Annotated in this window: 11 protein-coding genes; 5 read left to right on the top strand and 6 right to left on the bottom strand. The window is 46.4% G+C overall.

The window, feature by feature from the left end; all coding sequences use genetic code 11:
• Positions 1-7: 7 nt before the first annotated feature.
• The 4 genes from EE116_RS06025 to yajC are packed head-to-tail and all read right to left on the bottom strand — an operon-like array spanning position 8 to position 3,191.
• A complete protein-coding gene (locus tag EE116_RS06025) occupies positions 8-346 on the bottom strand; it encodes a DUF6394 family protein (protein WP_122873661.1) in 339 nt (112 codons plus the stop codon).
• A 9-nt stretch (positions 347-355) separates the two neighbouring features.
• The gene (secF, locus tag EE116_RS06020; RefSeq protein ID WP_122873660.1) at positions 356-1,327 is read right to left on the bottom strand and encodes a protein translocase subunit SecF; all 972 of its coding nucleotides are present in this window, start codon (positions 1,325-1,327) and stop codon (positions 356-358) included.
• Positions 1,328-2,908, bottom strand: coding sequence for a protein translocase subunit SecD (secD, locus tag EE116_RS06015; protein ID WP_122873659.1), 1,581 nt, complete (start codon positions 2,906-2,908; stop codon positions 1,328-1,330).
• Entirely contained in the window at positions 2,901-3,191 is a 291-nt protein-coding gene (gene yajC, locus EE116_RS06010; protein WP_122873658.1) for a preprotein translocase subunit YajC, read from the bottom strand. The genes secD and yajC overlap by 8 nt, the downstream gene beginning before the upstream one ends.
• Here yajC and EE116_RS06005 point away from each other — a divergent pair.
• The gene (locus EE116_RS06005; RefSeq protein WP_122873657.1) at positions 3,164-4,465 is read left to right on the top strand and encodes an apolipoprotein N-acyltransferase; all 1,302 of its coding nucleotides are present in this window, start codon (positions 3,164-3,166) and stop codon (positions 4,463-4,465) included. The genes yajC and EE116_RS06005 overlap by 28 nt on opposite strands.
• Before the next feature lie 11 nt (positions 4,466-4,476).
• On the opposite strand, the gene EE116_RS06000 is transcribed toward EE116_RS06005, so the two are convergent.
• Both EE116_RS06000 and metK read right to left on the bottom strand, forming a co-directional pair.
• Positions 4,477-5,070 carry a hypothetical protein gene (locus EE116_RS06000; protein ID WP_122873656.1) on the bottom strand — a complete coding sequence of 198 codons (594 nt, stop codon included), beginning with the start codon at positions 5,068-5,070 and terminating at the stop codon, positions 4,477-4,479.
• Between the two features lie 133 nt (positions 5,071-5,203).
• A complete protein-coding gene (gene metK, locus EE116_RS05995; RefSeq protein ID WP_122873655.1) occupies positions 5,204-6,406 on the bottom strand; it encodes a methionine adenosyltransferase in 1,203 nt (400 codons plus the stop codon).
• A 142-nt stretch (positions 6,407-6,548) separates the two neighbouring features.
• On the opposite strand from metK, the gene sstT reads away from it, so the two are divergent.
• From sstT to EE116_RS05970, 4 genes are all read left to right on the top strand, one after another.
• The gene (gene sstT, locus EE116_RS05990) at positions 6,549-7,853 is read left to right on the top strand and encodes a serine/threonine transporter SstT (RefSeq protein WP_122873654.1); all 1,305 of its coding nucleotides are present in this window, start codon (positions 6,549-6,551) and stop codon (positions 7,851-7,853) included.
• 15 nt (positions 7,854-7,868) lie between these two features.
• Positions 7,869-9,590, top strand: coding sequence for a M3 family oligoendopeptidase (locus EE116_RS05985; protein ID WP_122873653.1), 1,722 nt, complete (start codon positions 7,869-7,871; stop codon positions 9,588-9,590).
• Positions 9,591-9,764: 174 nt separating this feature from the next.
• On the top strand, positions 9,765-10,202 hold the full coding sequence (locus tag EE116_RS05980) for a hypothetical protein (RefSeq protein WP_122874447.1): 438 nt from the start codon (positions 9,765-9,767) through the stop codon (positions 10,200-10,202).
• A gap of 360 nt (positions 10,203-10,562) precedes the next feature.
• On the top strand, positions 10,563-13,523 hold the full coding sequence (locus tag EE116_RS05970; RefSeq protein WP_122873651.1) for a TonB-dependent hemoglobin/transferrin/lactoferrin family receptor: 2,961 nt from the start codon (positions 10,563-10,565) through the stop codon (positions 13,521-13,523).
• The last annotated feature ends 85 nt before the right edge of the window (positions 13,524-13,608 follow it).

The raw sequence follows: 13,608 nt of genomic DNA, 5'->3' as shown, positions 1-13,608 counted from the left end.
TTTACTCCTAAAATTCTTCTTGCGTCTTGCCGGACTCGACCAAAACAAGCGCCAAAGAAAAGACGTTTGCTATCGCGGCGCCGATCGTTAGCGAATACGCCATGTGCGCGTTGCCGTTTACCTGAAGTAGCACAAAAGCCGGAATAAGGTGCAAATCAGCCACTAGCGAGCTAGCAAAAAGCTCGGCGGCAAAGACGTTTTTGACGCCGATTTTTAGCAGCGTCGAGATCACGTTTACGCTCGCCGCCACAAATAGCGCAATCTCGTTTTTATCGTACAAAAACCCCGCCGTCGTCGTCAGGCTCATAAGCGCGAAAAATATATAAACAACCTTGCCCCAGTTCATCGCTTCTCCTTATATAGTGCCTTTTTCAAACATCGCGCGTTGCTTGTCTTTCTCTCTTTGTACGCGCGCCTTTTCCGCTTCCATAGCGCGGTATTTCTCCACGCTAAATTTAAACCACAAAAGCATAGGCGCAGCGACGAATATCGAGCTAAGCGTACCGATGACTATGCCCACTATCAGCGCCAAAGAAAATCCGTGTATCATATCTCCGCCGAACAAAAATAGCACGACGACCGTGATGAGCGTGGTGCCCGAGGTGAGTATCGTTCTAGTTAGCGTCGCAGAGACTGATTCGTTTATTATCGTATCAAGATGCGTGCTCTTGCTGGTTTTGATATTTTCTCTGATACGGTCAAAGACGATGATCGTATCGTTTAGCGAGTAGCCTACGACCGTAAGGATCGCCGCAAGAGTGTCCAAATTTACGTCGATAGCAAAAAAGCTGATCGCGCCCATCGTGATCACGACGTCGTGTATCTCCGAGGCCACCGCCGCCATTGCAAATCTCCACTCAAATCTAAACGCGATGTAGATCAAGATGCCCACGAGTGAGATCGCAAGCGCCATCACGCCTTTTTCGCGTAGCTCGTCGCCGACTTTAGGCCCGACTACGTCCGTACGGCGGATCTCAAATTTACCCGTATCTTTTAAAAGTTCGGCTACGCTAGCTCCGACGTCGCTACCTAAATTTGAGTTTGCTCCCGAAAATCTAATCGTAACTTCTTCCGCTGAGCCAAATTCCGTAACGCTGGCGTTTTTATAGGCTTCGTCTTTTGCTAAAGCCGCGCGAATTTTATCTAGCGAGACCGCGCTATCGTATTTCACCTGAATGAGCGTACCGCCCGAAAAGTCGATGCCGTAGTTAAAACCTTTCGTCGCCATCAAAAAAAGCGAACCGAAAAACAGCACGGCAGAGACGGCGAGCGCGATGTAGCGCTTGCTCATAAAATCATAAACATGTGCCTTTGAGAAAAATTGCATTTATACCCTTTTATAACCGAACCAAAACCGCGTGTTACCGCTTTTTTCTATTTTATTTATAATCGTATCAAACATACCGTGAGTACCCAAGATTGCCGTTATCATCGAGGCGATGATACCTATGCCCATAGTAACGGCAAAGCCCTTCACAGGTCCCGTACCGTAGGCGTAAAGCACGACCGAGGTGATAAGCGTGGTCAAATTTGCGTCTATGATCGCACTCATCGCGTTTTCGTATCCCTTTTTCACGCTCGTTGCGATACTAGCCCCGTCGCGCAGCAGCTCTCTGATACGCTCGTTTATGATGACGTTGGCATCCACGGCCATACCGATGGTTAGCACTATACCGGCCATTCCCGGTAGCGTTAAAGCCGCGCCGAACATCGCCATCACGGCGACTAGTATCAAGATATTTGCGACAAGCGCTATATTTGCCAAAATGCCGCTAAATCCGTAATAAGCTATCATAAACAGCACAACCAAAACCGAAGCCGACGCAAGCGCGATCATAGATTGCCTTATGCTATCTGCACCCAGGCTCGGTCCTACGCTTCGTTTTTCTAGCATTTTTACCGGAGCTAAAAGAGCGCCGCTTCTAAGAGCGATAGCTACGTCGTGAGCCTCCTCGACGCTAAATCCGCCGCTTATCTGGCCGCTTCCGCCGCCGATTCTCTCGTTTATCGACGGAGCCGAGTAAACCCTACCGTCAAGCACGATAGCTAGGCGTTTGCCGACGTTTGCGCCGGTAAAATCGCCGAAAATTCTAGCTCCCTCGGCGTTTAAAGTAAAGCTGATGATAGGCGAGTTCGTGCGCTGATCAAAGGCGACTCTAGCGTCCGTTAGCATCGCGCCGTCAAGTACGGGGATGTTTTTTACGACGTATTTTATCTGCTCGTTTTTGACGTCCGGATAGACGATGTCGCCGTAGCTCTCAGCCTCGGCCTCGCTCATAGAGTTTGCCTGCGACTGGCGCTTTTCATCGACGGCCATTAGCTGGAGGTGTGCGGCTTTTGCGATGAGATCGCGTGCTCGCTGCTCATCAGCCGCCGTTTTGATGCCAGGAAGCTCGACTAGGATATTATCCTTGCCCTGTCTTGCTACCGTAGGCTCGGCTAGACCGAACTGATCGAGTCGGTTTCTGATAGTTTCTACCGCTTGATTTATCGCGTATTCGATAGTTTCGGCCTTCTCCGCGTCAGTTAGACCGACAGAGTATTTTAGACCGTCTTTTTGTACGTTAAGACCCTTGATGTCTTTTAGCATGCCGTCGATTTTAGCGGCTTCGTCCGCGTCTAGTAGCTCAAAGTCCACCTTATCCTCGCGAATCTTAAAGCTATCGATCAAAACGTCCTCTTTTTTCGCAAAATAGTTCACACTAGCGGCTATCGACTTGATCTTTGAGTGCACGGCCTCCTCGGTCTCAACGCCAAGAAGCATATGAAGTCCACCCTGCAAATCAAGCCCTAGACTGATTTTAGACCCGCCCAGCTTGTCCGTAAACGACGGCGCGGAAAAGATAATGCCGAAAATCAAAGCCAGAGCAAAGATGATCAGCCTATACGTTATTTTGCCGTTACGCATTTGCTTTCGTCTCTGTTTTTTCTATTTTTCTTGCGACAAATTCGCGTGAAACGCGCACAATTACGTCGTCGTTAAGCTTAACTCTGATAAAATCCTCTTCCGGTTTTATCACCTCGCAGATTAGTCCGCCGCTAGTTATGATCTTGTCGCCTTTTTCGAGTGCGGCTAGCATCGCGGCATGAGCTTTTTGCTGTTTTTGCTGCGGTCTGATAACCAAAAAATAAAATATCGCGAAAAGCACAACTGGAAACAATAATGAAGCTACGAAATTTCCTTCTTGCATGGGGTTCCTTGATAAAAAAAATTTTAAGCCCCTATTTTAGCACTAAAATTATAATAAAAGCCTTTGTTGGCGCGATTTTAATCTCAAATTTTATACTAGCCGACGTTTTAGGCGGCGAAATTTTAAATTTTATCTCGCCGTTTTTTTCGATCGCGGGCTTTTATTTGCTACTCAAATTTGACCGTTGCAGCTTTTTTTGGACGGGATTTTTTATCGGGATTATTTGGTTTTACTGGATCAGCTTTAGCCTCGTTTATTACGAGCTTAGCTACCTCATCCCGCTTGAGATTTTAGCTATCGGGCTAATTTACGGCGCGCTGTTTTTGATAGCGGGCATCCCGGCTCAAATTTGGCTAAAGGCTTTGCTGCTTATCTTGGTTTCAAATATCCACCCCTTCGGCTTTAATTGGCTAAATTTAGAAGCCGTTTTCGTGCCGGGAATTTTTGCGCCAAATTTGCTCGCCCTTGCGTTTATTTTCGCCGCGATTTTGTGCCTGTTTTACGTCAAAAACCGCTTCAAATTTATCGCTTTTGGCGTGCTTTTAGCCTGCGCAGTGCAGTATGGTACGCCAAATTTTAAAACTCTGCCTTTTGAAATAAAGCTCGCAAACACCGAGGTTCCGCAAGAGCTAAAGTGGCAAAAGCAGCTAAAAAACGAATTTATAAATCAAAATTTAGCCATCATAGATGAGGCGATAAACGCGGGATTTAGGGCGGTTATTTTGCCTGAGAGCGCCTTTCCCGTCTATATGACGCACGAGCGAAATCTCATCTCCGAACTACTGGAAAAATCGCAAAAAATCGCTATCGTCGCGGGCGCGCTAGCTCGCGAAAACGGCGCCAACTACAACTCGGCGTTTTTCTTTGACCGCGGTAAGGTGCGGCGGCTGGATAAATTTATCCTCGTGCCCTTTGGCGAGGAGATCCCGCTACCGGCATTTGCGCGAGATTTGATAAATAAGATATTTTTTGGCGGCGCGAAGGATTTTGAGACGGCGAGCGCTCCTAGCGACTACGAGATAGATGGCGTAAAAATCAGAAACGCGATCTGCTACGAAGCGACGCGGGACGAGCTATTTGAGGGCGAATTTGACGTAATGATCGCGGTTACTAATAACGGCTGGTTCGTGCCTAGCACCGAGTCCTTTTTACAGCGAAATTTAATCAAATACTACGCGACGAAATACAACAAAGCAATCTATCACAGCGTAAACGGTTCGCCGTCTGAGATAATCACGCCAAAACAAGGCTTACTCGATAAATTTTTCAGATAAATTTGCTAAATTTAGGCGTTTTTGCGTTTGCGAAATAGCAACCGAATTTGCAACGCTACGTAAAATATGCAAGCTGCCACAATAATCAAAAATATAAAATCAATCGTCATCTGCCAAAACAGCTCGCTGGGAGACCTCAACACCCATTCGTATTCAGGCGAGTATCTTGGATTGCGATAACCGATATAGGTGCCGTGAAAGTCCAAATTTATCGTCAATACCGTAGCAAAAATACCAAAAATAGAAACAAATGCTCTGCTTGCGACACTTTGTTTTTTTACGGCCTTTGCCATGGCGACCCTACCGGCCCTATGACACAAAAAGCAACCCATGTAAACAACAAGCGTGATGACCTTGACAACCCCCATATAAGCGATATAAAGTGCGGCTTTTTGAGTAAAATCGGTATGAGTAAAGGCTCGCTCTACTGCGGGGTAAATTTTAAGCATAGCTTCCACGAAATCCCTGGCCAAAAAGGAGCGAGCCAGAACGTCAAAAGGCAACACAAAAATACCTAACGCGCAAATAAAATAAAAAGCGCAAAGCCCGAGCAAAAAGAGTCCGAGCGTCTTGTTTACACCGTTTTGGTTTGTTGCCGTTTGCATTTTAATTCTCTTTAAAATTTGTCGCGCGGTTTTTGGAGTAAAATTTAAGACGTAAAGCGGGACGAAATTTCATACGAAGCCTTAAATTTGAGGGTAAATTTAAGCCCGCGTTAAATTTAGCGGGCTTGAGAGATTATTTAATCAAAGCCTTGAAAGTATCAACCGCATCAAGCTTTTCCCACGGATATTTGGCGTTTCCGACTTGACCTTTGGCTGCTACTTTAGCGTATAAAAACGTATCTTTGCCGGGTTTATCCAGGCCGAATTTGTTCGTGATCCAGCGCGGAGTGAGGGCGAAATTTTCGCTAACGAAATTTGACAGCATATCGTCGTTTACGCCGGCGATCTGCGTGCCCATCGTATCGACGCTAACAGAGGTAGGCTTTGCCATACCGATAGCGTAGCTTAGCTGGACGATGCATTTTTTAGCAAGGCCCGCAGCAACGATATTTTTAGCTATCCAGCGCGCCGCATAAAGACCGCTGCGATCGACTTTCGTGTAGTCCTTGCTGCTTTGCGCGCCGCCGCCTATCGGGCTATATCCGCCAAAACTATCCACGATGAGTTTGCGGCCGGTTAGTCCGCTGTCGTGAAGCGAGCTGTGATTTACGTAGCGGCCGGTCGGATTGATGTAGATGAGCGTTTTGCTCTTGTCATATAGGCCCTTTGGCAAGCCTGCATCGTCGATGAGAGTTTGCACTAGAGCGCGCAGCTCCTCGATCTTCATCGTCTCGACACAAGGGGCCGAAACTACGATAGTATGGATGCTTTGCGGCTTGCAGCTTTCAAAGTTGTCTTTGGTGCCGTAGTCTACCGTGACCTGAGTTTTGATATCGACGCCGAGTTTATCGGGATTAGCTTTGGCAAATTTATAAACCTTATCGCAAAGCATTCTGGCGTATGTTATGGCTGCAGGCATATATTCGTTCGCTTCGCAGCTAGCAAAGCCAAACATTATGCCCTGATCCCCGGCGCCTATCTCGCCGCCTTCTTGATCGACGCCTTGGTTTATATCCGCACTTTGCTGATTTATGCAGATTTTTATCTCGACGTCGTCTGGGTGCAGGCACTGCTCTCTGGTAAATTTAGACTTACCGTCGTAGCCGATCTTAGCCAGTGCGTTTTTAACGATACCTTCGTAGTCTTTAAAGCTTAACTTGACTTTAGAGTTTATCTCTCCGCCTATTATAATGTTTTTACCCGCGACGAAAACTTCGCTAGCGACGCGGCCGTTTGGATCTTGCATCAAGATCGTATCGACGATACTGTCGGCGATGATGTCGGCGCATTTATCCGGGTGGCCCGGGCTCACAACCTCTGAAGTAAATAAATACATACTTTTCCTTTATGAAAATTAATCTCGCAATTGTAACATTTCATAATAAAATTCAAATTAATCTCGCTCAAAGCTTGTAAATTCCGCGTAAATTCGGCTATAATCCTAAACTAAAATTAAATTTTAAGGCAAGGACACTAGAATGTTTAGCAAACTGGCAAAAAGGTTCGCCGACGGAAATTTGATCGTTCAAATTTTGATCGGCATAGCTCTAGGCGCCGTTATCGGCTTTTGGACACACTATCAGGCGGCTCCTTATAACGAGCTAATCGCAAAAGGCGTGAGCGACGCAGCGCAATTAGCCGCAGCAAAAAAAGACCTAACCGACGTGGCAAATTCGGTCGCAAACTCCATCGCCGTTTTGGGCAACCTCTTTGTCGGCGCGCTTAAAGCTATCGCGCCTATCCTAGTTTTCGTACTAGTTGCGACGTCTATCATCGTAAAAGAATTCGGCCACGCAAAAGGTATGCAAAAGGTAGTTACGCTTTACCTAGTCGGCACTTTTCTAGCTGCAGTAGTTGCGGTTGTCGCTAGCTTTCTTTTCCCGATGGAGCTCGTGCTAAAAGGCGTAGAAAGCGCAAATATGAGTGCTCCGCAAGGTATCGTCGATGTCTTAAAAGACCTCATCTTTAAGATGGTTCAAAACCCTATCAGCGCGCTTTCTAGCGGCAACTACATAGGCATCATCACTTGGGCCGTGGGCGGCGGTATTGCGATGAGATTTTGCACGCAAGAAACTAAAAAAGTATTCCAAGATGTCAGCGACGGCGTGACTAAAATCGTTAGATTTATCATCCGCCTAGCGCCATTTGGTATCTTTGGCCTAGTTACTATCAGCATCCACGAGACAGGCTTTGAGGCGCTTGCGGGCTACCTAAAACTAATCCTCGTTCTAGTGGGCGCGATGGCTTTCGTTTCCTTCGTCGTTTACCCTGCGATGGTGTTTGTAGTTACTAAGAAAAACCCTTATCCATTAGTGATGACTTGCGTTAGAGAGAGCGCGGTTACGGCGTTTTTCACTCGCTCGTCTGCGGCAAATATCCCGGTAAATATGGCGCTTTGCAAAAAACTAGGGCTAAAAGAGGAGCTCTACTCAATCTCGATCCCGCTAGGAGCTACAATAAACATGGGCGGCGCAGCCGTAACTATCGGTATCTTGGCGCTTGCGGCGGTAAACTCGATCCCGTCTATCACCGTTGATTTTGGCGACGCGTTACTGCTTTGCTTTATCTCGGCTCTGGGCGCTTGCGGAGCTTCCGGCGTCGCTGGCGGCTCGCTACTGCTAGTGCCGCTTGCTTGCGCGCTATTTGGTATCGGTAACGACATCGCGATGCAGGTTGTCGGCGTAGGATTTATCATCGGCGTGATCCAAGACTCGGTAGAAACAGCCGTAAATAGCGCCTCAGACGTGCTTTTCACCGCCGTAGCTTCAGAGACCATAGAGTAAATTTAAGGCCGCAAAATGAACGTTTGGGACTTGACCCCGCTTTTTAAAAACGAAAAAGAGCTGGAGATTTCGGCTCTTTTGTTACAAAACGAGTGCGAAAAATTTGAAGCCAAATACTCGGATAAATTTTTAAATTTAAGCGACGAGGAGTTTTTTGCCGCGCTTAACGAGTATGAAAATTTACTAGAAAACATCGCTCGCGTGCAAATTTACGTGAGCCTAGTTTTTTCAAAAGATACCTCAAAGGGTGCGTTTTACGCTAAATTTGACGAGCTTAGCTCAAAGGCGCAAAATCATCTGCTCTTTTTCGAGCTTAAATTTAACGAATTTGACGAAGCCAGACAAAACAAAATCATCGCCAAAAGCGCGAGACTTGGCTACTATCTAGATAGTATCGCAAAAGAAAAAGCCCACCAGCTAAGCCTAAAAGAGGAGCAAATTTTACTCCGCACGGCAAACACGGGCGCGGAGGGCTTCTCGCGGCTTTTTGACGAGACGCTAAGCGCGCTTAAGTTTAAATTTAAAGGCAAGATGCTAGGCGAAGAGGAGATTTTATCCAAGCTTCACAGCCCAGACCGCGCCGAGCGAAAGGCGGCCGCAAAGAGCCTCTCTGGCGGCCTAGCGCCGCAGCAGCATCTGCTTAGCTACATCTATAATATGATAAAAACCAGCCTAAAAACTAGCTGCGAACTGCGGAAATTCGACCTACCCGAAAGCCCGCGGCATTTCTCAAACCAAACGACCAAAGCTAGCGTGGACGCGCTCATAAAGGCGGCCGAGACGAGCTTTGATCTGCCGATTAAATTTTATGAGAAAAAGCGCAAAATTTTAGGTTTTAAAAAGCTTTACGACTACGATAGATACGCGCCGCTGGGCGAGAGTAAGAGCGTTTATAAATTTGAAGAGTGCAAAAAAATCGTGCTCGAGACCTTTTCCAAATTTAGTCCAAAATTCGGCGATATAGCCGCTCGCGCGTTTAAAGAGGGCTGGATCGACGTTTATCCTGCCGAAAATAAACGAGGCGGCGCCTTTTCGCAGTCAGGCGTCGCAAAGGCCCATCCTTACGTGCTTTTAAATCACACCGACGAGAGGCGGGATCTTTTTACCCTAGCGCACGAGTTAGGCCACGCCGCGCATCAAAATCTAGCCTATGAAAGCGTAGGATTTCTAAACGCCGACACGCCGCTAACTACGGCGGAGACGGCATCGGTCTTTTGCGAGATGCTGGTTTTCGATCACATCAAAAGCACGCTAAAAGGCAGAGAAAAAACTGCCCTACTCGCGGGCAAGATCGAGGATATCTTCGCCACGCTCTATCGCCAGATAAACTTCACGACCTTTGAGCGCCGAGTCCACGCTCACGAGGGCGAGATCAGCGCCGAGGAGCTAAATAAAATTTGGCTCGAAGAGAGCGCAAAGATGTTTGGGTCAAGCGTCACGCTAAACGACTACTACAAAATTTGGTGGAGCTACATCCCGCACTTTATCCATACGCCGTTTTACTGCTATGCCTACTCGTACGCGCAGCTTTTGGTGCTGGCGATTTTCGGGCTTTATAAAAGCGGCAAATGCGAAAATTTCGTGCAAATTTACACCGAGTTTTTAAGCGCGGGCGGTTCGCGCTCGCCAAAAGAGCTGGTCGGGATGTTTGGCTTTGATATAGAAAACGCTGCGTTTTGGCAAATCGGCATAAACGAGGTTAGAAAGCTAGTGGAGGAGTTTTGCAAAGAAGCGTAGCAGGCGCAAATTTGACGCGCTTTTGGGAGTAAATTTAAAAGCGCGGCTAAATTTGACGAGCCAAACCGAGTCAAAGGCGACAAATTTGACGCTAAATTTTGCGTTTATTTGAAGCCAAATTCGGCGTGGCTACTACGGGCGACAAATTTGAGAAAAGGTACAAAAGGGGGCAAAATGCTTGATGAGATTTTAGACGACGAGAGATTTGCGGCGATGATGAAGGAGCACGTTTTTGAGTGCGTGGAGTATCTGCTAAAAAACGATCGCTCCTTTTCGGCGATGGCTAACCTTGATCTGGTTAAATTTAACCCCAAGCTGCCGGAGTATATTAAGAGCACTTTTACGGCGCCGGTTATCGTCTTTACTCTTGCCGGCTACACCTTTAGCAGCGCCAAGCTAACTCCGGACGAGCTAAGCTTTGAGGCAGGATTTGGCAAAGAAAATTTCGCCAGCGTCGTTAGCTTTCCGCTTGGAGCGATCGTGCAAATTTTAGTTGAAAATAGCCCGATTTTGGTAAATTTTTCTATTTACAAATCCCAAAAAAATCAGCTCGAAAAGTCGATGTCGGCACTAATGTCAAACCCAAATAATAAAGATCTGTTTAAAAAGTAAGCAAATTTTTACCCGCCGTTTTGCTCACGCTGTTTTTATAGATTTATTTTATGCGCATTTCCTTGATTTGAGCCGTGCAATATTAGTTTTGCAGGAGCAGACGGCTTTACAGCGCTTACTGCGCTTTGCTTTTCGACAGATACAAGCTTCATCTTAAATTTACTAAATTTGCTTAAGCAAAATATTATCCTATTTGTACCGGTTTTACCAACAACAATCCTTTTATTCCTTAATATAAAAAATTGATTTATAATTTTTAAGATAAACAACTCATTTTTAATCAAACTATAAATAAATATTTATTATCATTTCGCCTTTATAGCAAATGAATATCAAAACTAGCGTTAATAAGGACGGAAAATGAATCATCTTAAATTTTCTCTTGCCGCTTTGCTTATTTTGTCGAATTTAAATGCAAAAGAGGCCGAAGTCGAGCTAAAGGAAGTAACGGTTAGCGGCGAAGCGGAGGCGCAAAGCGATCCGATGCAAAAAAAAGTCGGCCAAAACGTAAAAAGCTCCAAAGAACTAACCAAAACGCAGGTCTCAGACAACAGAGACCTCGTGCGATACGAAACGGGCGTAACGACGGTGGAGGCCGGGCGTTTTGGTCAAAGCGGCTACGCGATAAGAGGCGTGGAGGAAAACCGCGTGGCTATCACGGTAGACGGCCTGCATCAAGCCCAAACGCTAAGCTCGCAAGGCTTTAAGGAGCTATTTGAAGGATACGGAAACTTTAACAACACCCGCAACGGCGTAGAGTTTGAAACGCTAAAACAAGCCACTATTTCAAAAGGTGCAGACTCCGTTCGTACGGGCTCTGGCTCTCTAGGCGGCTCCGTGATGTTTGAAACAAAAGACGCAAGGGATCTTTTGCTAGATAAGGACTACTTCTACGGCTACAAAGGCGGCTACAATACCGCCGATAATCAAACCATGCACTCGCATACCTTAGCCGGTAGGTTTAAGTGGTTTGACATCCTAGCCGTACAAACTAAGCGCAGACACCACGAGACGGAAAACTACGGTTACAAGGGTTATGACGATAGCGTGCTAGGCAGAACCAGAGAAAAGGCCGACCCGTACTATATCAAAAAAACGAGCAGCCTCATCAAGCTAGGTTTTCAGCCTCACGAGGAGCATAGATTTACCTTTATGTCAGATACCTACAAAAACCGATCTCAAGGCAAAGACCTATCATACACGCTTACGCTTTCTAGCAACAGGGACGAGATCATAGATACCGGTCTAAGATACAACGACGATATGATGGATAGGAAAAATCGCGCTTTTGCCTATGAAAATTTTAGCGAAACTCCGTTGTGGGATACGATGAAATTTACATACTCCAACCAAAAAATCAAATCCCGCGCCAGAACCGAGGAACACTGCCAAGCAGGAGAAAACTGCGCTGAAATTTCAAATCCTATCGGACTTCAGGTTAAAAACAACAAGGTTGTCGATAAGTACGGCGGCGAAGTAACTTTACAACGAACACAGGAAATCGACCCCCAGTACGGCGGACTAACGTGGGTAAACAGACTCGTAGATAGCCAAGGAGCCGTCCATGATCAGAATAAATTTAGCATCAATCAAAACGTAAGCAACACGTGGCTTGACTGCTCGGTATTTGACTGCTCTCAGCCAAATATCGACGTGCTAAAATACGACTACGCCACCGACCAGTACGTCAAATCAACCGTTCCACTAGATAAAAGCTATACCGACGCAAGCACGGGCAAGACCTTTAAACAAAGCTCGCAGAGCGGATACCTAATCACTCCATACGGCAAGGGCTACTTAAGCCGCGACTGGAAAGAGCGCGATCTAGACACGAACACCAAACAGTTTAACCTAGACTTTAACAAATACGCCAAAACGGGCGACGTAGAGCACGATATCGCATACGGACTAAGCTTTGCTAAAACCGAAAAATCCATGACCAATAAGCAAGGCTACGATGCTACGAGCAGCCGGTGGTGGGCGCCTAAGACGCTAGGCACGGATTTTACCGGCACGCCGTATACGTGCGAAAATGCTCCGCTCACGCTGCTTTACGCGCTTTGCCCTAGAACCGAACCGCTCACGTCGTTTTTAATCCCGGTTAAAACAAAAGAAGGCGCTTTGTATCTAAACGACGATATGCGCGTAAACGACTGGCTGGGGATAAATTTAGGCTACCGCTACGACAAGATAAAATATAAACCAAACTACGTCCCGGGCTCTACGCCTAAAATCCCGGACGATATGGTGCTAGGCCTTTTCGTACCGTATAATCCTAGCCCAGAGCCAAAATGGTGGGACTACGCGGATAGAGACGAGTGGAAAAGGGCGTATGACGTGTGGAAGCAAGAAGCACCTAATAACGCGCTAGCAAATATAAAATACATAGCCCAAAATAAAAAATTTACCAACAGCTCTTATGCTATCGGAGCCGACATCGATCCGCTAGATTACTTTAGAGTACAGCTAAAATACTCCAAAGGCTTTAGAGCGCCGACCACGGACGAGCTATATTTGGCGTTTAAACATCCTGATTTTACCATCCAACCAAATCCGGATCTAAAGCCCGAAATAGCTAAGACAAAAGAGCTTGCATTGACGCTGCACGAGGATAAAAGCTTTATAACCACTAGCTTTTTTGAGACCAAATACGATAACTTTATCGATCTAATCTCGCTAGGCACTAAAAGCTACGCCACGGGCGGTGGCGGCAACACCATACCTTTTGCACTATACGGCAACGTAAACCGTAGCAAAGCAACCGTACGCGGCTTTGAGATAAACTCTATGCTTCATTTTGGTCAAATTTCAGACTCGTTAAAGGGCTTTCACGCTAGCTACAAGCTAACGATGCAAAAAGGCAGAGTACAAACCGATAACGACGGTAAAGTGCCGATGAATGCCATCCAGCCGACCACTGCGATCTATGGTCTAGGATACGCAAGCCCGGCGGATAAATTCGGCGCCGACATCTACGTCACTAGCGTCGCATCTAAAAAAGAAAAAGACACCTATAATATGTTCTGGCGTCTAGATACCGACCCGTACGGAAACCCATATAATACAAACAGCTACTCAAAATGGCGAAGCAATGCCTACACCCTAGTAGACGTCGTAACCTATGTACGTCCGATTAAAAATTTGACGTTTAGGCTAGGCGTTTATAACCTAACTAACGAAAAATATATCACTTGGGACGCTGCGCGCTCTATCAGGCCTTTTGGTACTATGAACATGATCGATAGAACCACGGGTCTAGGTATCAACCGCTTCTACTCGGCTGGTAGAAATTTCAGGCTAAACTGGGAATTTACATTCTAAACCGCATTTTATTCAGACGGGCTCTTGCCCGTCTCCTTGCTTTTATTCTTATATACTTTCCATTCAAATTTGACCGTAAATTTGG

Source organism: Campylobacter showae (assembly GCF_900573985.1).
In the GTDB taxonomy this organism is placed as follows: domain Bacteria; phylum Campylobacterota; class Campylobacteria; order Campylobacterales; family Campylobacteraceae; genus Campylobacter_A; species Campylobacter_A showae_E.
Note: the sequence above shows the minus strand (reverse complement) of the source record. Positions and strands in the feature narration are given on the sequence as shown.